This window comes from Hymenobacter fodinae, from assembly GCF_004745825.1.
Taxonomy (GTDB): domain Bacteria; phylum Bacteroidota; class Bacteroidia; order Cytophagales; family Hymenobacteraceae; genus Hymenobacter; species Hymenobacter fodinae.
The window spans coordinates 894,157-917,529 of sequence record NZ_SRLA01000001.1 but is presented as its reverse complement, the minus strand read 5'-3'; the positions used below and the strand labels follow the sequence as shown (position 1 = coordinate 917,529).

General features: G+C 52.5%; 20 protein-coding genes and 1 tRNA gene. 11 read left to right on the top strand and 10 right to left on the bottom strand.

Annotated elements, in window-relative coordinates:
* Positions 1 to 43: 43 nt before the first annotated feature.
* Positions 44 to 319 carry a hypothetical protein gene (locus EU556_RS03845; RefSeq protein ID WP_135431180.1) on the bottom strand — a complete coding sequence of 92 codons (276 nt, stop codon included), beginning with the start codon at positions 317 to 319 and terminating at the stop codon, positions 44 to 46.
* Between the two features lie 278 nt (positions 320 to 597).
* Here EU556_RS03845 and EU556_RS03840 point away from each other — a divergent pair, with 278 nt between their 5' ends.
* From EU556_RS03840 to EU556_RS03825, 4 genes are all read left to right on the top strand, one after another.
* On the top strand, positions 598 to 951 hold the full coding sequence (locus tag EU556_RS03840; protein ID WP_135431178.1) for a hypothetical protein: 354 nt from the start codon (positions 598 to 600) through the stop codon (positions 949 to 951).
* The gene (locus EU556_RS03835; RefSeq protein ID WP_135431176.1) at positions 948 to 1,520 is read left to right on the top strand and encodes an AraC family transcriptional regulator; all 573 of its coding nucleotides are present in this window, start codon (positions 948 to 950) and stop codon (positions 1,518 to 1,520) included. Before EU556_RS03840 ends, EU556_RS03835 begins: the two co-directional genes overlap by 4 nt.
* Before the next feature lie 116 nt (positions 1,521 to 1,636).
* Positions 1,637 to 3,130 carry a hypothetical protein gene (locus EU556_RS03830; RefSeq protein ID WP_135431174.1) on the top strand — a complete coding sequence of 498 codons (1,494 nt, stop codon included), beginning with the start codon at positions 1,637 to 1,639 and terminating at the stop codon, positions 3,128 to 3,130.
* 119 nt (positions 3,131 to 3,249) lie between these two features.
* Positions 3,250 to 5,592, top strand: a complete 2,343-nt coding sequence (locus EU556_RS03825; protein WP_135431172.1) for a B12-binding domain-containing radical SAM protein — start codon at positions 3,250 to 3,252, stop codon at positions 5,590 to 5,592.
* Between the two features lie 423 nt (positions 5,593 to 6,015).
* On the opposite strand, the gene EU556_RS03820 is transcribed toward EU556_RS03825, so the two are convergent.
* The 3 genes from EU556_RS03820 to EU556_RS03810 form a co-directional block, all read right to left on the bottom strand.
* Positions 6,016 to 7,125 carry a hypothetical protein gene (locus EU556_RS03820; protein WP_135431170.1) on the bottom strand — a complete coding sequence of 370 codons (1,110 nt, stop codon included), beginning with the start codon at positions 7,123 to 7,125 and terminating at the stop codon, positions 6,016 to 6,018.
* Positions 7,126 to 7,177: 52 nt separating this feature from the next.
* On the bottom strand, positions 7,178 to 7,714 hold the full coding sequence (locus EU556_RS03815; RefSeq protein WP_135431168.1) for a GNAT family N-acetyltransferase: 537 nt from the start codon (positions 7,712 to 7,714) through the stop codon (positions 7,178 to 7,180).
* Positions 7,715 to 8,198: 484 nt separating this feature from the next.
* Positions 8,199 to 8,441 (bottom strand): hypothetical protein, encoded by a 243-nt coding sequence (locus EU556_RS03810; RefSeq protein ID WP_135431166.1) that lies wholly within the window; start codon positions 8,439 to 8,441, stop codon positions 8,199 to 8,201.
* A gap of 180 nt (positions 8,442 to 8,621) precedes the next feature.
* Between EU556_RS03810 and EU556_RS03805 the strand changes: the two genes are divergently transcribed.
* From EU556_RS03805 to EU556_RS03780, 6 genes are all read left to right on the top strand, one after another.
* Positions 8,622 to 8,694: transfer RNA gene (locus EU556_RS03805), tRNA-Gly, on the top strand.
* Between the two features lie 334 nt (positions 8,695 to 9,028).
* Positions 9,029 to 10,384, top strand: a complete 1,356-nt coding sequence (gene dndC / locus EU556_RS03800) for a DNA phosphorothioation system sulfurtransferase DndC (protein ID WP_135431164.1) — start codon at positions 9,029 to 9,031, stop codon at positions 10,382 to 10,384.
* 39 nt (positions 10,385 to 10,423) lie between these two features.
* The gene (gene dndD, locus EU556_RS03795; RefSeq protein WP_135431162.1) at positions 10,424 to 12,535 is read left to right on the top strand and encodes a DNA sulfur modification protein DndD; all 2,112 of its coding nucleotides are present in this window, start codon (positions 10,424 to 10,426) and stop codon (positions 12,533 to 12,535) included.
* A 14-nt stretch (positions 12,536 to 12,549) separates the two neighbouring features.
* Positions 12,550 to 14,127: a DndE family protein gene (locus EU556_RS03790; protein WP_135431160.1), complete on the top strand. Its 1,578-nt coding sequence runs from the start codon at positions 12,550 to 12,552 to the stop codon at positions 14,125 to 14,127.
* A gap of 15 nt (positions 14,128 to 14,142) precedes the next feature.
* Positions 14,143 to 14,670 (top strand): hypothetical protein, encoded by a 528-nt coding sequence (locus EU556_RS03785; protein WP_135431158.1) that lies wholly within the window; start codon positions 14,143 to 14,145, stop codon positions 14,668 to 14,670.
* Between the two features lie 2 nt (positions 14,671 to 14,672).
* Positions 14,673 to 15,920 (top strand): DNA sulfur modification protein DndB, encoded by a 1,248-nt coding sequence (locus EU556_RS03780; protein ID WP_135431156.1) that lies wholly within the window; start codon positions 14,673 to 14,675, stop codon positions 15,918 to 15,920.
* Between the two features lie 38 nt (positions 15,921 to 15,958).
* Here the strand turns inward: EU556_RS03780 and EU556_RS03775 are convergent, their stop codons facing one another.
* The 4 genes from EU556_RS03775 to EU556_RS26805 all read right to left on the bottom strand — a co-directional run bounded on the left by EU556_RS03775 (position 15,959) and on the right by EU556_RS26805 (position 19,633).
* The gene (locus EU556_RS03775) at positions 15,959 to 17,107 is read right to left on the bottom strand and encodes a cysteine desulfurase family protein (RefSeq protein WP_135431154.1); all 1,149 of its coding nucleotides are present in this window, start codon (positions 17,105 to 17,107) and stop codon (positions 15,959 to 15,961) included.
* Between the two features lie 65 nt (positions 17,108 to 17,172).
* On the bottom strand, positions 17,173 to 17,619 hold the full coding sequence (locus EU556_RS03770) for a hypothetical protein (RefSeq protein ID WP_135431152.1): 447 nt from the start codon (positions 17,617 to 17,619) through the stop codon (positions 17,173 to 17,175).
* 44 nt (positions 17,620 to 17,663) lie between these two features.
* Positions 17,664 to 18,797, bottom strand: coding sequence for an HNH endonuclease (locus EU556_RS03765; protein WP_135431150.1), 1,134 nt, complete (start codon positions 18,795 to 18,797; stop codon positions 17,664 to 17,666).
* A gap of 608 nt (positions 18,798 to 19,405) precedes the next feature.
* Entirely contained in the window at positions 19,406 to 19,633 is a 228-nt protein-coding gene (locus EU556_RS26805) for a helix-turn-helix domain-containing protein (RefSeq protein ID WP_135431148.1), read from the bottom strand.
* 129 nt (positions 19,634 to 19,762) lie between these two features.
* Between EU556_RS26805 and EU556_RS03755 the strand changes: the two genes are divergently transcribed.
* Entirely contained in the window at positions 19,763 to 20,143 is a 381-nt protein-coding gene (locus EU556_RS03755) for a hypothetical protein (protein ID WP_135431146.1), read from the top strand.
* A 428-nt stretch (positions 20,144 to 20,571) separates the two neighbouring features.
* Here EU556_RS03755 and EU556_RS26435 read toward each other — a convergent pair whose 3' ends face one another.
* The gene (locus EU556_RS26435) at positions 20,572 to 21,633 is read right to left on the bottom strand and encodes a DUF6371 domain-containing protein (protein ID WP_394346103.1); all 1,062 of its coding nucleotides are present in this window, start codon (positions 21,631 to 21,633) and stop codon (positions 20,572 to 20,574) included.
* Between the two features lie 103 nt (positions 21,634 to 21,736).
* Positions 21,737 to 23,092 (bottom strand): DNA primase family protein, encoded by a 1,356-nt coding sequence (locus EU556_RS03745; protein WP_245327404.1) that lies wholly within the window; start codon positions 23,090 to 23,092, stop codon positions 21,737 to 21,739.
* Positions 23,093 to 23,373 lie beyond the last annotated feature (281 nt).

Sequence of the window (23,373 nt, the reverse complement as noted above, 5' to 3'; positions counted from 1 at the left end):
GCCATTTCGCGTTTAGAGGTACTTAGGGTCAAGGCCGGCGTACTTAGTCAGCAATACCGTCGCGGTTGTGGTCTTGCGCATCGCCGGAGGCTTCGTACTCTTGGCGGCCGGTGGGGCGGGTGTCTTCCGCTCCGCGCAAGCCCGCGGTGGCCGAATCGGAGGCGGTGGTGTGGCCTGGGTCGGGGTCTTTGCGCTTATAATCGCCGCGCTCTACGTTGGTGTCACCTTTATCGGTGCCCGTGTCGCAGGCAGTGGTAAATACGGCCGCGGAAAGCAGCAGGCCAGCGGCTACAAAGCGGAGGGAGAAAATGGTTTTCATGGTGTAGGGAAGGGAAGCACAAAAAAGGGAAACTATTCTGCTGTACGGCTGACCTCGTTCGTGGTTTTTCCGTACAAACAGTTCCTTGACGAAACGGCACCGTGGCGAAAGAGTTAGGTAGGGGTTACGTCGAGAACTACGATCTGTTTTTATAGTCCACATGCACAACCATGGCTACACGTTACCCATACACTCTGCCCCAGCGCGGCGACCCGCCCCACGTACTCCGCAAAACGCTACGTAACTAATATATTTGCCGCCCCCTGTTTGGGCCGCTTATGAACCGTAACTCCACCTGGTCTGTTACTACCAAACCGCTTCTGCGGCGGGCCGCCATTCTGGCGGCTACCAGCTTTGGGCTGGCTCTGCTGCTAGTAGCGTATTTGTTTGGCGTACAAGACCATTTCTTCGGCCGCCTGTTTGGCGCATTTTTCGTATTTTTCTGGCTGTTGGCTGTTACGTTTCTGGGCATTGTGCCCTTCGTGACGTGGGCAGCCGCCAGTTGGTTCGGGAAAGCCTGGACTGAGGATACGCCGGCTCCTACCCGGCGTCCTCGCTCAAGCGCAGCCCCTTCTCCCACTCGTAAACCCACGCGGACCGCTACGCGGTTGGACTCAACTAAACACCCGTGAAAACGACGCTCCTCCACATCAAAAATATGGTTTGCCCACGCTGCATTGATGCCGTGCGCACCCTTCTCGAACAAGCTGGCTACCATGCCACCGATGTAAAGCTCGGCCAGGCGCAACTCGATCAAAGTACGCCCGTGGATCCCGCTTCGGTTGCCCCTATCCTGCGGGAAGCGGGCTTTGATGTGCTGCTGGGCCGGGCCGATCAACTGACCGAACAGATCAAGGCGGCCCTGGTAGAATACCTGGAGCACCTACGCACGGCGCGCATGCCGCTGACTACCTCCGCCTTCCTGACGGAGCGCTTCGCGGCCACCTACTCGCACCTGAGCAAGGTGTTCTCGCGCACGGCCAACCTCACCATCGAGAAATATCTCATCCGCCTGAAAATTGAGCGCGTGAAGGAGATGCTGAGCTACAACGAAATGACTCTGAGCGAAATAGCGGAGCAAATGCGCTACAGCAGCGGCCAGCACCTCAGCAACCAATTCCGGCAAGTGACGGGCCGCTCCGTTAGTGAGTTCCGCCGTGACCTGATGCCGAAGCGCCTCTCGCTTGACCAGCTGGTGTAGGCCACTGCGCCGGGCACAACCTTGCACGTGTCCAGCGTGAATCGTGTAAAACATTGCCTCCGAAGTCGGGGTACTATTGCAGAGTGATTCTGCCGTAGTACCCCGACTTCTTTTTTATGCGCTTCTCCATCCTACTCCTACCCGCTTTGCTGCTTTCGGCCACTGCCTATGCCCAGCATGATATGCACAACATGGCCGCTCCAGCCGACACGTCCCGCACTAAAAAAGCTGCGGACCACAGTCAGCACATGGGCCATACCATGCCGGGTATGGCAGCCGCGCCCGATACCTCGCGCAAGGCTCAATCAATGCAGGGGATGGACCACTCGGGCCACGACATGAGCAGCATGGCCGGCATGGACCACGGGGGCATGAGCATGAGCCACGCCTACTCCCGCAACCTCCCCATGAGCCGCAACGGCTCCGGCACCGCCTGGAACCCCGACAACACGCCCATGTTCATGTGGATGCACCACAAAGGCCAGTGGATGATTATGAACCACGGAGCTCTGAACCTGCGCTATACCAACCAGAACATCGGCCGCAACAGTGGGCAGCGCGGCGGCAGCACCGTGGATGCACCCAACTGGTTTATGACCATGGCTCAGCGCCGCATTGGGGAGAAAGGTCTTCTGAACCTCACGGCCATGATTTCCCTGGACCCGCTCACGGAAGGCGGTAACGGCTACCCGTTGCTGTTCCAGAGTGGAGAGGCCTACAAGGGCCAGCCCTTGGTTGACCGCCAGCACCCCCACGACTTATTCTCGGCCTTGAGCGTTGCGTACACCCATGCTTTCTCCGAGGACGTTGACCTGACGGTGTACCTGGGCTACCCCGGTGAGCCGGCCATTGGGCCCGTGGCGTTCATGCACCGGATTTCGGCCATGCCCAACCCCGATGCTGCCCTAGGCCACCACTGGCAGGATGCCACTCACATTGCCTTCGGGGTAGCCACGGTAGGTCTCCGTTACAAGCAGTTCAAGCTGGAAGGCTCCAACTTCACCGGCCGGGAGCCTGACGAGCACCGTTACGGCTTCGATAAGCCCCGCGCCGACTCCTGGGCGGGCCGCCTAAACTGGAACCCTACGCCCTCGCTGGCCCTGCAGGTATCGAAGGCCTACATTAAGAGCCCTGAAGAGTTGCACCTGGATGAGAACGTGCGCCGCACCACCGCTTCCATAATCCAGAGCAACCAGTGGGGCGACTACCGCTTTATCACCTCGGCGCTGGTCTGGGGTATGAACAAGCACGTGGAAGCCGATGGTCATAGCCACGGCAGCGCCTCTCACTCAGTGCTGGCTGAAACCAACGTGCAACTGGGCAAGCCCGCCGTGTACGGCCGCTATGAGTTCGTGCAGAAATCCAACGAAGAGCTAGGTATTCCCCTGTTCGGACCTGCCGATGAGGAAGTAACCGCCAACTACAACGTGCACGCCCTCACCGTAGGCGCCAACTACCGTGTGGCCCAGCTAGCCAAGACTGACCTCACCCTGGGTGCCCAGGCCACCGTCTACCGCCCCGACTCTGATATCCGTTTCTTCTACGGCCGCACGCCCGTTTCGGGGCAAGTGTATCTGCGTCTGAATCCGTCCTTGATGAAGCGCATGTAGCGCGCCTTCCTACTTGCTGCGGTGAGCATTAGGGCGAAGCAGTGACTGGCCTACGGAACGGACTTTAGCGCCACGTCGTTCGGGCGTATCTTTGTGGTCCTTTTTGACTTCGTGCTGCCGTGTCTGCTTCGCTCAACATCCTGCTCATTACCCCGCCGCTCACGCAGCTGAACACGCCCTATCCGGCTACAGCCTACCTGAAGGGCTTTCTCAGCTCGCGCGGCTACCGCGTAACGCAGGCTGATCTGGGCCTGGAGCTGGTGCTGAAGCTGTTCTCGCAGACTGGCCTAGCACGGGTGTTTGATGCCGTGGAGGCCGGCGACTATGACTTGAGCGACAATGCCAAGCGTATGTTGCGCCTGCGCCGCAGCTACCTCAGCACCATTGAGCCGGTCATCCGGTTTCTGCAGAACAAGGACAATACGCTGGCTCCGCGCATCTGCCACAGCCGCTTCCTGCCCGAAGCCAGCCGTTTCGACAACGTGGCCGACCTGGAAAGCGCTTTCGGCACCATGGGTCTCACCGACCAGGCCCGCCACCTGGCCACGCTCTACCTCGAAGACCTCGGCGACCTGATCAAAGAAACCGTGGGGCCGCAGTTCGGCTTTTCGCGTTACGCGGAGAAGCTAGCTATGTCGGCCACTACGTTTGATGGCTTGCAGGAGGCGCTGGATGCTCCCGCCAATCTGCTAGATCAGATGCTGCTGGAGCTACTAGATGAGCTGGTAGCCCGCACCGAGCCCGATGTGGTTGGCTTCACGGTACCCTTCCCCGGTAACCTCTACGGGGCGCTGCGTCTGGCTGGCCGCGTGAAAGAACTACGCCCGGCCACCAAAACCCTGATGGGCGGCGGCTATCCTAACACCGAGCTGCGCCAGATCAAGGAACCCCGCTTCTTTAACTACATCGACTTTCTGACCCTGGATGATGGTGAAGGTCCGTGGCTACGGCTGCTGGCCTTTTTGAGCGAGGAAAAGGAACGACAGTCTGCGCTAATCCTAGAACGTCATGCTGAGCTTGTCGAACCGCAGGTCGCCGTTAGGCAAGCATCTCTACCTCTGACTAACTCCAATCGTGCAGGCGAAGCGGTAGAGATGCTTCGACAGGCTCAGCATGACGTTTTAACAAATCACCAGTTACCCTTCCAGCGGACTTTCCTGCGGAATGAGGCGGGTGAGGTGGTGTATATCAACCAGCCTTTCCCCGATATTCCGCACCCGGAGGTGGGCACGCCGGACTATTCGGATCTGCCATTGACGGAGTATTTGTCGGTGATAGAGGTACTGAACCCCATGCACCGGCTCTGGAGCGACGGGCGCTGGAACAAGCTCACGGTGGCCCACGGCTGCTACTGGAAGCGCTGCTCGTTCTGCGACGTCACGCTGGACTACATCTCGCGCTACGAAACTGCGCCCAGCACCCTGCTGGTTGACCGTATCGAGCAGATTGTGCGGCAAACCGGCCAGACCGGCTTCCACTTCGTGGACGAAGCTGCCCCACCCCTGGCCCTGCGCGACCTGGCTATTGAACTGCTAAAGCGCCGCGTGAACATTACCTGGTGGGGCAACATTCGCTTCGAGAAGACCTTCTCCCCTGACCTATGCCGCCTGCTGGCTGCATCAGGATGCATTGCTGTATCGGGTGGCCTAGAGGTGGCTTCTGACCGCCTGCTGGCCCTGATGGAGAAGGGTGTAACTATTGCCCAGGTAGCCCGCGTGACGGATGGCTTCACCCAGGCCGGCATTATGGTGCACGCCTACCTGATGTATGGCTTCCCCACCGAAACGGCCCAAGAAACCGTGGATTCCCTGGAAGTGGTGAGGCAGCTCTTCGGGGCGGGCATTGTACAGAGTGGTTACTGGCACCGGTTTTCGATGACGGCGCACTCGCCTGTGGGTAAAAACCCGGCGAAGTATAAGGTGCTGCCCATCGGCCCCGAGCCCGGCCCATTTGCCTGGAACGACCTCTGGCACGACGACCCCACCGGCACCGACCACGAGCAGTTTGGACCTGGCCTAGCGAAGGCCCTCTACAACTACCTGCACGGCGTGGCCCTCAACGAGCCACTGAGCTTCTGGTTTGATTTCCGCGTGCCCAAGCCCACCGTGCCGCGCCACCTGATTCAGCAGGCCCTGCAAGAGCCCGTGAAGCCCGACTTCGCCAAGCAAAACCAGCGGCTGTTCTGGCTGGGCAATGCCCCCGAGCTAACCATGGAAGCCGGCAAAAAAGGCCCCCGCGCCGTGCTCACCTTCTACGAACAGGCGGAGGACTTCGAAATAAAAGTCCCCGCTGCCCTAGGCCAGTGGTTACAGGAACTGTTGTCAGAACTGACCGCTGATTACGATACCAAAGTTCTGCTGAAAGATGCCGCCCGCACGTTTCCCCAAGGCCAGAACTTCGAGCAGTTCCTACAGTCTCAGAGCTGGCAGTTGCTGCGGGAAAAGGGTCTGTTGATTCTGTAGACTAGGTAGGGATAGAACAGAAGCTCCCCTCCTCAGATGAGGAGGGGTTGGGGGTGGTTGCCCCATCGTTGTTTACCAAGAACGTCATGTCGAACGCAGTTGAGACATCTCGCGTGCTGACGTTGCAGTGGTAATCAACTGGCCTAGAACAGCCCAACCAGCACGTCATCCTGACGCAGGAAGGATCTACTCATGGTAACGCGAGGCGCTAGGCAAGGCGTGCTAACGTGATACCCCGCCCTAACCCTTCTCCGCTTCATTCGCGGAATCCTCAGGAGAGGGGCTTTGATTACTACTGCAACATCAGCAGGCGAGATGTCTCGACTCCGCTCGACATGACGTTCTAGTGTAGTCGTTCTAAGCCACATCAACCACCCCCAGTCCCTCCTTATCTAAGGAGGGGAGTTGATGTTCTACTAGCCCTTACTTAGTCACTAGACGGAGCCAGTCGGTGAGGCCTTCCCAGTAGCCGGGGGCGGGCGTAGGCCACTGCCACTGGCCGGTAGCGGCGGCACGGCCGGGGACGATGAAGGCGGCCGTGGCGCGCGGGTAGGTGCGGACCATGCCATTGCGGCGGAGGCTCAGCACCCTGCGCAGGTTGCGGTAATTGTCGGAGATGTTGAGGGAGGTGTCGAGGGCGGCGTAGAGGCCTAGGGCCGGGATGCGCTGCTGGCTCAGGACCTGATAGGCCTTGGCCTCGGCGACGGTGCGGGCGGGGGCGCCTTCCAGTACTACAAAGGCGGCTTGGGGCTGGGCTTGCGCGGCGGCAGCCACGGCCCATGGTGCGGCGGGCCCGCGGCTCCAGATGCCTACTTTACTGCTATCCACGGCGGCTTGGGTGCGCAGTAGGGCGAGGGCGGCACCTACGGCAGCGGTAGCCCCTGAATCGGTTGGGACGGTGGCGGGCAGGGCCAGGGTGACGTAACCCTCTCGGGTCAGGCGGACGGCCTGGGCAGCGGGGATGCCTAGCATCACCACGGCTGGGTGGCGCGCAATAGTATCTTCGGGCAGGCGCAGGGTGGCCGACTGGCCTAGGCCAGCGTCGCGCAGCTTTATGGCTTGCTCGCGGTAGCCACGGGGGGCGGCTTCGCCCCGGCGCACCCACACGAAGTCAACTTGTGCGCTGTCCCAGCTGAGTACGCCGCGCAGGAAGTCGCCCTCGCGGAGGGCTTGCAGGCTGATGCCGCCGGGTTGGGCGGGGTCTTGCTCCAGGCGCAGCTGGGGCTCCTTATAGCGCAGCTGGCCGGCCGGGAAGGAAAGACCGGGGTTTTCGGGGAAGCTGATGTCGCCCTGCAACTGGCCGGGGGTGGCCTCGCGCAGGTCCAGGGCCACGCGCAGCTCGGAGCCGCGGTAGGTGATGGGACCTTCGTAGTGGCCCGTGGGCAGCGGAATGATGGGCTGGTCGCGGGAGCTATCCAGGGAGCAGGCCGTGGTGAAAGCCAGGGCCACGGCGCTCAGCCACCACCGGCCCGACTGGGCTCCTACCGAAGCGGATTTCCGCTCCGCCGAACAAGCATACCGAACTGATTTCAAGGGCAAGCAGCTAAGGGGTACAGGGCGCAAAGGTAGGCGACACACACTTGCCCTACAGCCCCTTGCGCAGAATGAGGTCGGTCTGCACGTCTTGGCCCAGCACAAACTCGTGCTGCCCGATGGGCTTAAACCCAAAGCGGCGGTAAAACTCAATGGCGCGGGTGTTCTTCTCCCACACGCCCAGCACCACTGCCCGGCACTTCTGCTGGCGGGCTTCCTCAATGGCCCGGCGCATGAGGGTGGCGCCCAGGCCCGTCCCAATCCAGTCTTTCAGAATATACAGGCGCTCAATCTCCAGCCGGTCTTCGGGTACTTTACCCTCCTCCTGGCCTAGCGTGGAGTGGAGCTTGAGCTTAGCGTAGCCCACCACATCCTGCACCAGCTGGGCCAGCAGAAACACGGTGTTGGGGTCCTGCAGCTCCGCCAGCTGCTGCTCAGGCCCGAACGTAGCCGCCAGGTAAGCCGCCATATCCTCGAGCGTGTTCTGGGCCGCGAAGGTATCGTGGAAGGTCTGCCGGCCCAGCTCGGCGAGTTGGGCCGCGGTGGCCGCGGTGCGCTTAGCCACCAGAATACGAAGCGGAGAAGTCATAAAAAGAAACCAGATCGAGAAAGAGCCGCAAAGGTAACAGGCCTAGCGCGGCTTCTACAGAACGTAACTCCCCTCCTCAGATGAGGAGGGGCTGGGGGTGGTTGATGCTAGCGGAACAACTACACTAGAACGTCATGTCGAGCGCAGTCGAGACATCTCGCGTGCTGACGTCACCAAAGTAATTCAAACTAAAAGCACGTCATCCTGAGCGGAGCGAAGAGTCTTCTTACGCATGAACGGCTTGTTCTAGGTCAGTCGCGCTGATGGGTTACCCCAACCCTTCTCCGCTTCATTCGCGGAATCCTCAGGAGAGGGGCTTTGATTACCACTGCAACATCAGCACGTGAGATTCCCGGTCCCTGGCTTGATACGCCACATGCTCGGAATGACGTTCAATATTGGGTCGTTCTAGGCCAGTCAACCACCCCTAGCCCCTCCTCATCTGAGGAGGGGAACTAGCTTTTAGCTCTAGCAATGCCTGCCGCTAATCCACGGTATCATTGCCGCGCCGCTCGCGCCAGCCGTAGCGCAGCATCAACAGGCCTAGCACCAGCAGGGTGAGGTTGATGATGAGCTGCACGGATGTGATGGACTCGGGGCCCTGGGTGCTGTACAGGGTGTAGAGCACGTACATGCGCAGGGCCTCCCCAATCACGAGCAAAGTACCAGAAAGCAGAAACAGCAGCCCCACCAAGCGGCGTGTAGGGGGCGAAAGCGGCCAAGGCATATGGAGTAACGTATGATAGGTGAGGCAGCAGGCAGGGCCCTCATGAGGTACCCGCCGCTGCGTAGAACGCCTACTTACGGAAAAGCTGCCACCTACAGCGAAAACTCTGCTCACTTCCCTAGCCGCAGCAGTTGCAAATTGATTTTAGGCGTGTACTTTTGCCATTACCAACCTTCATCAGCGAGAGTAGCTCAGTTGGTAGAGCATCAGCTTCCCAAGCTGAGGGTCGCGAGTTCGAACCTCGTTTCTCGCTCATTGTAAATCAGCCACTTAGACACAAATCTAAGTGGCTGATCTGTTTTTGGGTTATACAATAGGTTATACAAGTCTCACTACAGTATCAGTTGTCAATACGCAAGCCTAATGATTACTTACTATCATGACTTATGTAACCCTCTTTTTATGTACCATGCGCTCAACTGAATACGGATCAGCCTCTGTAATACACTCGTTATGTTAAGCGTGCTTAGCTAACTTTGAAGATTAGGCTGTTTCAGTGCAGTTGATTTATCATTCGAATAGAGCGCGCCGCCATTAAGCCATGTTCGCGGTTATTTGAATGAACTCTCCCCTTTTGAAGATGCTTTATGGCTCTAATACTTCCTTTCATAGAATCTGAAATCCAAGATCAATACCAGGCCCAGGACAATAGTCGGCCTTGGATCGTAGGGTTTAGCGGTGGCAAAGATTCCACTATGCTACTCCAACTGGTATGGAAAGCTATTCAGAAGCTTCCTGAAGAATTGCGCTGGCGACCGGTTCATGTCGTGTGCAATGATACAATGGTGGAGAACCCTCGCATCGTCCGCTTCATTGAAGATACTTTGCATAGGATTGAGGCAGCGGCAACTAGCCAAAGCATGCCTTTCTACGTGCACCGTACTACTCCCCGATTGGAGGATACTTTTTGGACAAACTTACTTGGCAAGGGCTATCCAGCTCCGTCTAGTACGTTTCGGTGGTGTACTGAACGACTGAAAATCAATCCGACCACGCACTTTATCAAAACTAAGATTAACGATGCGGGTGAAGCTATTATCTTATTAGGTACTCGCTCAGCGGAAAGCTCACGCCGGTCACGCTCAATGGCTAAGCACGCAGTGCATGGGCAACGTTTGCGTAAACACGTATTGCCTAACGCTTATGTGTATGCTCCAATTAAGGACATTGAGACAAATGAACTGTGGCAGTACTTGAGCCAAGTGCCCCCACCATGGGGCGGGACGCATAAAGAGCTAATAACTCTGTACCGCAATGCCAGCACAGAAGCCGATTGCCCATTGGTTATTGATGACGAAACGCCTTCCTGCGGCAAAAGTCGCTTCGGCTGTTGGGTATGCACAGTGGTGGTAAAAGACAAGTCCATGGATGGCCTCATCATGAATGGGGAATCTTGGATGGAGCCACTTTCTGAACTACGTGATTTTCTAATTGAAGCTCGCGACAACCCAGAGCAGTATCGCCAGCGGCAATTACGCAACGGAACTACCCGTGAAAACTATTGGGGGCCATATACTCCCAAAACTCGAGCGGAAATCCTACGCCGTCTACTTGAAGCCCAGAAAGAAATCAGGCAGGAATATGATGAGACAATGACCTTCATTACTCATCAGGAATTAGTAGCAATTCAGGTAACTTGGTACCGAGATGGTATCTTCAATTACAACGTTGCGGAGATCTATAATGCCATCTTCAACACCCACCTTGATATGAGTAAGCATACAAATAAGATTCGTGAGGAGGAAAAGTGGCTGCGGGAAGTGTGTAAGGACAATCCTGATCATTTCGATCTAATTCAACAAACCGTCAAGATTGTTAAAACTAAGTCGCTGATGGTACGCAAGCGCGGCTTGCAAACGGATATTGAAAATATGCTGGATGATTATATCAACCCGCAGCAAGCAGCTACTACCAAGGAAGAGACGGTAGCGCTAAATAATTAGAATACCCCGCTCCGTGCCGCGGGGCATTGCACAGCAAACATGATTATCAAGCAAGTAGAGCTAGAGAACTTCCGGATTTACCGGGGGCGCAATACCGTGGACCTTTCTCCCAAGGATGGGCAGAATATCTACGTGGTCAGCGGAAAAAACGGCTTCGGTAAAACCACCTTCCTCATGTCGTTGGTCTGGTGCCTGTATGGGCGGCAGATGCAAGAGGTAGATGAACTGTACGAGCGGGAGATAAAAGAAAAAGGCGGTTATACGAAGTACATTGTAACAAGCCTAAACCGCCAAGCCAAAGCGGATGACGATACTTCGTTCTCGGTTAAGCTGACCATTACCAATGCCATTATTCCGGCGCTGACTTGCGGTGAAATCTCTATTAAGCGTACCTACAACACCCGCACGGCCACCGAAGATCTCGAAATCCTAATTGATGGGTTCGAGAATGAGCTAATCAAAGGGCTAGGCGACGAGAAGACGCGGGGTGAAGAGAACTTCATCCGTGACTATCTGCTGCCGATTGAAATAGCAAAGTTCTTTTTCTTCGATGCGGAGAAGATTGTAAGCCTAGCCGAAGTGAATACTCCGGAACAGCGCAAGAAGCTGAGCCGGGCTTATTCCGAAATTCTGGGCATAAAGAAGTATGAGGACGCTAAAGCAGAAATTGAGGAAACTCAACTCCGAATTCGTGCCCGTACGGCCAATGCCAAGGAGAAGGAGCTTATCAACAACCTCAATAATGACATTACCAATCTGCGGTTGGCTATCGGTGATAGTAATCAGCAGATACTTGACTTGAAGGATCAGCGGACTCAGCTTAAGTTTGAATCGGATGAGATTCAAAACAAGCTGATTCGAGTAGGCAACCTAATTACGCTAGAAGAGCTGGAGGCCTTGCGTGCTTCGGGCAGTGAGCTAGAAGGTCGCTTGAGTGGGATTCAATCTGACTTAAGTAAATCCTATGAACTGGTACCGTTTGCTATTGCCGCTAACAAGCTGAGCGAGGCAGCTAGCCAGGTTAAGATTGAGGCAGAGTTTAAGGAGGCCAAGTTTCGCCAGGAAAATGCAGTCAATGTCGAAGACAAGCTGCTTGATGAACTGTCAGAAGAAATTGACCAGTGCGGCAAAGTAGTAGCCGGTAGCATTCGGGATTTCTATAACACGACATTCCGTAAGCTTATCCGGCGGCACTTAGCTACGGAAGGCCCTACTTTTCCCGAAGACTTCAAATTACTGCACGACCTGACTGAATCGGAACGGGCACAGATGCAGACCTTGATTGATAACCTGCGCCTCTCGTTCCGCCAGGAGTTTAAGCGGCTGCACTTCGAATACAACCAGACGCGTAACGACCTGGGGCAGATTAAGCGACGGATTGCGGATGCCGAATCCTTATCAGAGGACGCAGTAGTAAAAGCCGACCGCCAGCGGAAGAAAGAAGTGGACGACGAAATCGACTACTTAGGAGAGCAGATTGGCGGTTTGGAGCAGTCTATTGCTACTCATCAGCTTTCCATTGTCAACAAGGAAAAGCAACTTGACGAATTGCGCAAAAAGCTACGGGCTTCGGCGCAAGATCTGGAAAAGGACGCGCTAACAGAAGCTCTTTCAAAACGCCTGCGCGACTACATCACGCTGTACAAAGAGCGTAAGAAAGAGTCGCTGGCGAAGCAAATTCATAAGGGCTTGAAGATGCTTATGCATAAGAAGGGCTTTGTGCATAGCGTGAAGGTGCACATCATCGGCGGCGATATTGAGATTGATCTGTACAACAAGCGCGGCGAAGTCATCCTAAAAGAAGGCTTGTCGAAGGGTGAGCAGCAGCTGTACGCTACGGCACTGCTGTATGGATTAGTAGAGGAATCGGACTTTGACTTCCCGATTTTCATCGACTCTCCGATGCAGAAGTTTGACGACCAGCACGCTGAAAACATCGTGCGGCACTTCTACCCAAGCATTGCCGACCAGGTGATTCTGTTCCCACTTATTAATAAAGAGATGTCGGCCCGCGAGTACGACATGCTGCTACCGAACGTAGCTCGGTCTTACCTCATTGTGAACCAGGACGCCGACCAATCAGGCTTCGAAGAAGTAGCCCCTGACAACTTGTTTGCGCGGTATTCGAACCTTTATCACTCCTCCAACTAATTGCCCTATTTGCCGTGCTGCTTCATATTAGAACTTCAGAAGCCAACAAAACCGTCGTCCAAGAACTGACGCGGCGGATGTTTCCGCAAGGTCAGCCCGAATACATTATATCCCGCATTGCGCTGGCCTACTCCATTTCGCGGGGTGAGCGGCTGGATCTGAAAGACATCAAGAACAGTCAGGGTAAGGAATACAAAGAAGAAACCTTGTTCGGCAGCAACAAGCCGTATTATGTGGCCCTTATCTGCCAGCACTACGGTATACATAAGGAAGACCTGAACCTGCCGCGCTACCTGAAAATGCACATCGATGATGGCTTGGAGCGGCTCAACAAGATTTTCGCGGACAACCGTAATTATACGGGTCTCGACTTTCTGATTGAACATATTGAGCGAGGCTCAGAGTCGTTGGAAGAGGTGGAAGTTGGCAAGCCCGCTCCGAACAACAACCAGACGGTAACCAAAGGTTACTTTGCTGGCTCGCTCACTTTGCAGTTTGGTCACACGCTGGATGAAGCCCATACACCTATTCGGGTGGTACTGAACGATACCAATGTGCGCAGCAATGCTCACTTAGCAGTGGCTGGCAACTCAGGCACCGGCAAGACGCAGTTTGCATTGGACCTGCTGCGTCAGTTCGTGGAAAATTCGAATGGTGGCATCAACTTCCTGTATCTTGATTTCAAGGGCCTGAAGCAAGACGATGTAAAGGGCATGCAGCCGTTTTTCGACCGTACTAAGACTACGTTCATTAACGCACCGGAAAAGGCTTTCCCATTGAATCCGCTCACGTTTATCGACAACATAAACGAGAAGAACCGGTTGATGGGCATCAGCAAATTCGTGGACATTATTGCCACCTACGCGCCGCGCATGGGAGCCACCCAAATCCAACAGCTGAAGGATGCCACAAAGGAAGCTTTTGCCCGTAAGAAGGGTGGAGCCTACCCGTCGTTGCGTGACATCAGCGAGTGCCTGTTTGAAGTGACCGGCGGCAAGGCCGACACGCTCACCCAGATTATGAGCAGCCTGAGCGACTATGAGCTATTCGCGACCCAGACCGACCCCAAAGCTAGCTTCCTCAATCAGAACTATTACCTCAGCCTCTCCGGCGACTTGGATCGCACCATCCGCTTCACGGCCTCGTTCCTGGCGATTTACTACGTCTACAATACATTTATGAGTATGGAGAATGCGCCCGTGACCAACGGTGTGCAGGCCCTACGCTACGTGCTGCTGATTGACGAAGCACACGTCTTATTTAAAGACAAAAAATCAAAGGAATTACTGGAAAGCATCCTGCGCGAGATTCGGTCGAAGGGCGTGGCCGTGGTGCTGCTCTCGCAAGGTATCGAGGAGTTCAACCAACCCACCTTCGATTTTTCCAGCATGTGCGCTAATGCTGTCCTACTGGAAATCAACGACCGTCTGAACCTTAAGCCCATGTCCCGCTTCCTGGGTTTAGGCGATGCCGAGACCCGCTTGCTGGGGCAAAGCATGAGCAAGATTCAGAAGGGGCAGGCAGTAACGAATGTGAAGGAGTTTAAGCGCGGAGAGTTGTTTGAAGTAGAACAATATTGGTCGAATAAATAAAGGCTTTAATACATTATGCCGGCACTACCACTAATCCAAATTGCTGCATTGTATGCAGAAGATTACTATAAGTTCGAAGCATACATATCACCAACTAACTTAGGGGTAATAAAAGAAGCAATAAGCAAATGCAAAATAGTTGGCAACCAGAAACACAAATTTGAGCATAATATAACCGATAATATAGCTCCTAAGAAAAAGGGTTTTTATATATACGTTATAGAGGAACTTGGATTACCTATAGAGTTCAAGTATCTTTTATACATAGGACGCGCAATAAAAACCAACACATTTAAGAGCAGATTTTATAAATATAGAAATTCTATTGGAAAAACTGATAGTGCTAAAAATATTGTTCGCCTTACTAACCTATGGCCCGATAATACATTTGTGTATTTTTATGAAATTAAAGATGATAAGATGACAAGCGAAGTAGAGAAAATATTAGTAAATAAACTAAGACCACCTTTTAACGAAGAGTATTTTACTGACAAAACAGTTAGCTCAACTGATTTATACCAATTGGCTCAACAAAATTCATAATCATGAGGAAGCTCCTTATCCCTTCTCTGAAAGGCAAAATTGGTGACTGGGTCTACTTCAACGCAACAATGAAGTTAAGTGATGTAGCTGACAAGATGCGCATCAATACTGTTTCAGAGGTTCAGGAATTATATTCCCATAATATAAATGAGGTATTGCAAAGAGATGTTACTAATAAAAGAATCAGCAAACTTTCTCAGTATCTTAAAACTCAGAAAGACCATTTTCTAAGTACTCTTATAGTAGCAATCTATAAAGGCTCTCCGAAATGGTCTGAAATTAGGATTGAGCAAAGTTTTGAGATAGATGGAAAGGAATTGCAGGAGAAAGACGCATTGTTCCTCGATGGTCGATTAGGCATATTGTCGTTGAATGGGGATGAAAGTCTATTTGTACTAGATGGTCAGCACAGACTTATTGGAATGAGGGATGCATATAAAAATGCACCTGACACCCTTGGTGGCGATGACATTTCTCTGACCTTTGTCGTGCATAGCCCGCAAACTATTCAGAAAACCAGAAGGTTGTTCACAGTTCTTAACCGATATGCCGAAAAGCCTAAGAAGGCTGAGTTAATTATTATGGAAGAGGATGATGCTGCTGCAATTATCACAAGACGGCTCGTATCATCTCATGACATCCTTAGTCAAGCTAAAGCTATATCATCCTCTAAGGCATTTGCAATGCCTACGAATGACAGCACAAGCTTTACGACACTTGTATGCCTATACGATATTACAAAAATAATTATCGAATTTAATAAAATATATCCTTCAACTAAAAACATCTATCGTTTATCTGATGATAAATTAGATGAGCTATACAATGACAAAGTCTTGCCATTTTGGGATTTTTTCTTCTCATCATTTCCTGATGTAAAAAAATTCATCCAAGGCAAAGCAAGTGACACATTCACTAGAAACCGTGCGACTGGAGGCAGCTTATTATTACGCCCTCTAGGCCAAATATTAATTGCCAGTGTCTATAAAAATTTTGCAAATGAATCTCCTAAACGTTTCAAAGCATTTAAAGCTCAAATCAAAAAAGTTGATTTTGATTTGAGCCACCAAAACTGGAAATATACATTTTGGGATAATGGCACTATTGTTACGAAAAGGCCTGCCTTGAAGAAGACAGTATTGCTATATATATTAGGCGAAACTATTGACAAAGATGCAATGGAAAAGTCGCTGACTAAACTCTACGAAGAGCACGGTGACAAGTATGAAAATAGTTTAGTGCTAGTCTGAGCACTTATACTTTAGATAATTTAGTATGAAGGGACTATTCAGTTAAGAATATAGTTTCTTAACTTTTCTGCTAATATCGAAGTGCTGTTTATAATATGCTCAACATCTATTAAGCTATTAAACCTCCCTAGACTAAACCGCAGGCACGAAAACGCCGCCGTTTCATCCAGCCCCATTGCCAGCAGTACATGCGAAGGGTCCATCGAAGCAGCCGTGCAGGCGGAGCCATTGGAAACAGCAATACCTTCCAAGCCCATAATCATGGCGTCGGAATCGCAGCCTTCGAAAAGAATGTTGGTGGTGTTGTAATGGCGATGCTCACGGTTACCGTTCACGCGGGTGCCGGGGATGGCGAGCAGGCCGGCTTCCAACTCATCACGCAGCGCACCGATGCGGGAGGCTTCCTCCTTCATACTTTGGCGGCACAACTCGGCGGCGTGGCCTAGGCCCACGATGCCGGGCACGTTGAGGGTGCCGCTGCGCCAGCCCCGCTCGTGGCCGCCGCCATGGAGCAAGGCCTCCAGCTTCACCCGGCGCGGCTTGCGCTGGCGCACGTAGAGGGCACCAATGCCTTTGGGGCCGTAGAACTTGTGGCCCGAGCAGGTGAGCAGGTCGATGCCCATTGTTTCTACGTCGATGGGCATTTTGCCCACGGCCTGGGTGGCATCGGTCATGAACAGCGCCCCGGCTGCGTGGGTGAGGGCCGCAATTTCCTGGATGGGCTGAATAACGCCGGTTTCGTTGTTCACCAGCATCACCGATACCAGAATGGTATCTGGACGCAGGGATTGTTGCAAGGTGGTGATGTCGAGCAGGCCGTCGGGCTGCACGGGCAGATAGGTTACCTCGTAGCCCCGGGTTTCGAGGTAGCGGCACACGTCGAGCACAGCGGTGTGCTCTGTTTGCACCGTGATGATGTGCTTGCCCCGGCTGGCGTAGTTCTCGGCCACTCCTTTTATAGCCAGGTTGATAGCCTCAGTTGCGCCGGAGGTAAAGATCAGCTCCTGAGGTTCGCAGCCTAGCAACTGCGACACTTGCTGCCGCGCCAGTTTCACAGCCTCGTGAGCCCGCAGACCGAAGGGGTGGGTACTAGCAGCGTTAGCGTACTCCTCGGTCAGGAAGGGCATCATAGCTTCCAGCACGCGAGGATCGAGGCGGGTAGTGGCGTTGTTATCGAGGTAGATCATAGCGTCGGCTTCTAGGCTGTAAAGATACCTACGCCTGCTATAACCGCTGACTTACCCCTTCGCTTTTACTTTGGGCTATAGGCAGCCAGCAAGGTGCTGCGGAGTATGGCCCTGGTCTTATAGGCTTCGAGTAGCTTCCATAAGTTCAGGTCGAGACGGGCATACGCAACAGCATCCTGGAGCTTTGTGAAGCTATCAATTTTTAACTCACTGGCCTCAAGGTCTACTCCCGGATTTGGTTTTAACTGCCAAAAGCCTTCACCCCGAAGATGGAAGAAAGCGTAGACAAATTGGCGGAGCTTATAAGACATTGTAGCACCTAGCTTCTCATGGTAGTGCCGAAAGGAGGCAATCAAGTCAGGAGTGTAATGGATTTGGTTGTTTGTGATCTGCGCCGTCTCAATGTTGTCCAGAACCGCTAGTAGCAAGGCCGGCTTGTAGGGCTTCTCTCCATCTTCCTTCGTTGTGTTTGGGTTCAAGGATTGGAAAGCTTCGATGTAGTTTAAAAGCATTTTGGAGTAGTAGCTGGCAAGTAAATCTCGTAGGTCTGGATGGTCTACTGTTGCACAAGTAGCTTTAGGTCCTCTAGCGTCAGCCAAGGTCGGCGGCGGTGCAACATCCGGTGACAATTAGAGCAAACCAAGACCAAGTCATCCAGTTGGGTGAGCGTTTCTTCGGTCAACTCAGAAATGGGACGCAGATGGTGTGCCTCAATGAAACCCTCTCCTAGTGCCCCGTATTTTTCGAGAAAGGAGAACTCACATACTTGGCAGCAAAGATTCCCATCGATTAGCAGCGCTCGTTCCTTCACTGCCTTAACCAAGTCACGGTTCCGCTCCTTTATCCGGTGAAGACGAAACTTCTCTTTGCCTTCCGGGAATGCCAAAGCTTCATCTTCTTCCGCAATCAAAGGCACCTCAACATGAGTTGCTTCAGGCTCTAAGGTAACTGCTCTACTTTCCTGCTCCTGTACCTGAGGCTCCGTTGTGGAATTGCTGGCAATGGAAATAACAACAGCTTGTTCGCTCATTTGATTACCCAGTACCCAGAGGAAGGAATGGGCATCAAGTAGCGTAGCCTCCTTATCTTTTGTTTTGAGAAATTTCTGAACCTGCTTAATAATACTGAGAAAAGTACTGTAGTTCTCCCAGGAGATATTACGGCTCGTCTTGAATTCAAGAATTCCTATCAGTTCGAATATTTTGTCAAATTTTTCCTGTGAAATCGGAGTAAACCTATTCTGCTCTTTTATAAAAAATAGATAGGCAATGAATTGGTAATTGAGCCCTATCCTATACAATCTATCAAATGATACTTCATCTGACACCTTACTTTTATAAAGATCATACAGCGTAGCATCAAGGTCTTTACTAGCTGGCATATTCTTCAGCGTATCTCTACTCCTCCAGACAATAAGATTGTTATTGACTACTTGCCCACCATGCTTGACGGTGTTCATTATTGCGGAGACTACGCTCTTTTGAATCTTGCCATTTCCAATATCCGCAGTCTTCCATAGCGCACTATTGAGCTGTTGCCGAGCTTCTTTATAAACTGAGCTTTTATAACCTTCTTCCTTATCGAGGTATTTTGATGCTTTAAAAGTTGTGAAAGGATGCCTATCTATCTCATCAATGAACCTTATGAATTTGGTATAGTTTATCTCTAAAATTTTTATTAAAACTTCCATATCAACTACATTTTATTAAAAACAAGTAGCTATACATATGTCTACTTTACGAAAAAATACTAATATACAAAATACTATCATGGGTAATATTTTCTTGCCATTATTATCTTCACAGACAATTGTTTTGCGAGACATTACTCGTTACAAAAGTGAAGTCAAAGGTGTATGGGTTTTAACTTGTGGAAGGAACCGGCCAATTGAAATACTCCTTGAGCTTAATAAACCCTGTTTCATGCCTAACAGCTATATGATTGTTGGCAACAGTTCTCAATACCTGCTTTCTAATTTGATTAAAGGTGTGTTCGGGGAATCTTATAAAGATTCCCCTTTTTCTTTGTTCAGTAATTTCCTTGTCTTCACTTGAGTTAATCAGGCAGGGAACAGACTGCTTATCAGCACCCTGATTTACCTATTCCAAAAGTGAGAGTACCCGGTCGCAGGTTTTGTTTCCATTTAGAGACTACCCCTCCCCCTACTTTTCATAGCTGTTACCGCCCCTACTGCTTTTCTCTTAAGGCAGATAACCTGAACATAGCGTATTCAATTTTTTAGAGGGTTAATCACTGATTTACCTTTCTTAAAATTGTTACATTTTTTTGACAGCCGACCTATTCAGCATCTGGAAAGTCCATTATATCCTTCAATCTAATCTGCAAAGCCTGGGCCAAGGAGACCAGCACGTCCAAAGTAACTGAAAACTTGGCCTGTTCTATTCGTTGGATAGTAGCCTTCGCTATATCGGCATGATCAGCTAGTTCTTGCTGGCTGAATCCTCGGGCTTCACGCAGCTTTCTAATGTGTATGCCAAAAGCCTGAAGTACGACTGGGTGTTTCACATTGGCAAGCTGCCAATAGCCTAAAGAGACAATGGCATCATATATGCAACCAAATTTCTATCTTTGATCTGTCTATACTTTGGCGAAACAGCCTAAGAGACCCCTCGTATTCACTTCAATTAGTCCTTTATGAGCCTTTCTGCTGTTCGCCTTAGCTCATCCTTAGAACTTAACATCTCTATCCAAAGGCCGCCATGGTGGCCAGCCAGCGATACAGCGGTATATGTGGATGACTCACCAGCAGGCCTGAAGGAGGAAGCAGAATTGACGGCAGCAAGGCAATCCATTCAGCAGATAAACGAGTCTCTCTTAGCTCTGTTTACTCACCTGTTTGAACATCATCAGCCACTGCCAAGCCTAGGCGAAGTATTTCTTGTTAATGGCTCTCTCCTCCGCGTTACCAACAAAATATTTATGCTACTGGGCAGTAAGCCTCACGGCAGTCTGCTTCAGTATATGCTCAGCTGTGACGACGAAGATCTGGTCAAGGACTTCCACGAGGAAGTATAGAACCGGCTCTTATGCTTCCACTAGCTGGCACCCAGCATCTGTACGTCGGCCCAGTTCCTGTCCTTGTAATACAGGCTGATTGGTCTAGTGAAGTATTCCGGCAAATTTGTGATTAGTCCACCTCAGCCGATGAGATAGTTGTTGCTGCCCGTCATGATCAAGCGCATCAGCTATACGAAATCCTCAGCAGCACTAGGCAGGAGGTTGAAGCAATGTTGAAAGCTCTCTACCGAACGACAGGACAATGGCTAGCCCTAGAGGGCGAAATTCGCCTCGCAGAAGCATGCATTGTTCCACGGATAGTCGGCCGTCGCCTGTTTGTCCAGCCGCAACAGCGGCAGGCTATAGGGCTACTATATCTTTTAGCCTGCGACTGCTACCAGCTGTTATATGACAAGGGTGACTACCCTATTTAGCCAACCTTTTGGTTACAGACTATCTGCGTCCCAGTTCAGCGGATAGCCTGCCCAATTCTCCAACAGAACATCTGCCAGATCAATGCCTACCTTTTTCTGAGATGGAGTCGCCTGCTTCTCCAGTATATCAGATACGGCTATCCGGAAGCCCATACTGCGCAGCTCATCCGCCTTCGCACACCATTTAGCATAAGCCCGCCCGTGCTCGGAGGCGTCTGGATAAAGGGTGATAGGGTACTCTTTGAGGGGGTGAAGCCGTTCGGCATTTAGGTAGTCTAGTGCTCCTACAGCCAACCAAGTAAACTGAGGGAAGTATGGTGTACACAGTACTGCTGTCTTAGGTGCCTCTACAATTGCAACCGGGCTACCTGGAGACAATGCCGTCAACTGTCCCATTCCATATAAGGAGGGGCTTCGCTTGACTTCATGTGCCGGGTCCAAATAGGCCTGTAGCCACTCTGGGCGGGGCTTCCCGCTTCGGTCGTAAACGTGGGCCAAGGATGTATGCACCCACGTCGTACACCGCCTAGTGACACCATCAGCCCCAACCTTTTTCGCCGTATGGCCATCCTCATCAAACAGGACGACCTGGCCACCACGCATACGTCCTTGCGCGTCCCGTTGCCAGAAAACGGTGGCACCCGGCCAGTGCGCAGACGTTCCTATTTCAAAACGTCGGATTAGATCGTCCGCTACGTCCCCACCAAAGTGGCGCTGAAGCAGGGTGGTAAAGACATTGTGCGCGTACCCTTGCATTGATCTGGCCACTATCTCCTGAGGAATAAGGCGGAGAGGGCGCTTTTGCGGCGGGCGATGCTGAGCCGGTCGCACTCGCACCTGGGGCAGCGCGTGTAGCGTGTCCACATAGCGTTTTCCAGCTTCGTCCTTGTCGTAGGGGCTAGTGGCGTACCCACACTTATCCGTGCGGTTGCAGTAGCCTAGGTGGGAGGGTAGTAGTTCGCCGGTATGAGTATCAAGCCAGCGGGTAAAAGAACGGCGCTGGCCACAGCCAGGACATTCAAATCGGGTCTTGGAACCGGCGTATGGTTGAAGCCGGTAACGAGGGGTTGACATGAAAAATGTTTGTCTTCTGCTTGCATCCTCTGCACCTGCTGCACCCTCAGGGGAGCCGAGAATGCAGGAGGTGCAGAGGATGCAGGCCAGAAGAAACCTTCTTTTAGATGATGTGATGGGCGCGGGATATGAAGTGAACGTGCCCGTTGCTTCGGCGCGTCCCGATGATGCCACAGCCCTCCAGTCGCTTGGCGAAATTCCGGCTGTGCACAAACCGGAAACCGTTGTCCTGACAGAACGACTTATAATGGAGGTATAGCTCTGCTCGGGTCATGGTTCGCTCCGGATCAGGCACGTAGCCCTCTTCTGCTAGAAAGGTGCGCACGCTGTCAGCTTGGAGTTTGTACGCCTCCACCTGCTCGCGTACTGCGTCACAATCAGTGAAGCAGCCGCGCTTTAGGAGACGGTGCAGGCCGTCCAAAACCCAATTAAATACCCCGGAAAGCTCCGATGCGATGATCTTGGTGGCTAGTTGCCTGTCTTGCTCTGCCTCCGGTATGGTCTCCTTGAAGGGCACAATCAGGAACCGGCGGAAGTAGGCAGGAGTGTGCTCCACGTCGCTTGGCAACTCGTTGCAGTTGAAGATCATCTTGGCATAATCGGTTATGGTAAATGGCTGGCCGAAAGGCAGCCGCACCTCCACCGGCTCGCCGGACACGAGCTGCTTAAAGACGTTCGCCTCCAGTTTTCCATTGATCTCGCTGGCATAATTGACGAGCTTGTCGGCTAGGTGCGCACGACAGTAGGCGGGCTCTGTCGTCAGGTTTTGCAGTGAGTAATGGCTGATGTTTTCCTTCCCCAGCAGGGCCGATACAATCTCGAAGAAGACGGATTTCCCATTAGCCCCAGTGCCGTACAGCAGCAGCGTCTTTTCCATTTTCAGCTTGGCCGGCGACACAAACAGGTAGCCCAGATACTCGGCCAGCAGGTCCTGGCAGTCCTTGTCTGGCTGCACCCGGTCTAGGAAGGCTTGAAACAGGGGAGCCTCCGCCTGAGGATCATAGGCGAACGGTAATTGGTGCGTGAGGAAGTCCTTGCGGTCAAACGAGCGGAGACGCTGTCCTTCAATACCCACGTCAAAGGTGCCGTTCGCAAGGTTGATTTTCACGATGTCACGGCTACGTTCGGGGGAGGATAAGTAGGCGCTGCTCAGAAACTGCCGGTAGAGCTGCTCACCGAAGGGCGCGAATCGCGCGTCGTACCTATCAACGCCGAACTTTTCAGCAGCCTTTTGAAGGAAAGCCCTAAGATCGTCTTCCAGCAGCTCCTTCCAGTACGCCCCGTTGTAAGCGTAGAGGCGTCCGTTTTTGCGGCTCAACCCCCATTGGTTACGTTCCGCCAGCGCAAGTACCTCCTCCACTACGGTGATGAGGTAGTGTTTCTGCTTGAGCTTGTCTGCCTCTGGGCCTACCAGGGCGCGGAAATCAAGCGGCGTCATTTGCTGAAGCAGCTCGTCCATGACAGCAGAATGCTCTATCGGCTCGACCGTGGGTGATACCCACTTCTCGGCCTCATGCTGGACATGAGACTGTAGTGAGTCTATAGTCAGGTTGTGGTCTTGCATCTGCTCTAGCATTGGGGAGCTCCTCCCTGGCTGTTGCTGCTTGTTGAGCGTGATTTGCTAAGTGGTGGCAGGTCTTTAAGAGCTCCCAGCAAATCTACCTTAGTGGCTCTCAGCCGGTCTCTTGTGGCTCTTATCTCTTTTTCTAAGCTGCTCAAACAGGCCTGAAGCTCAACTCT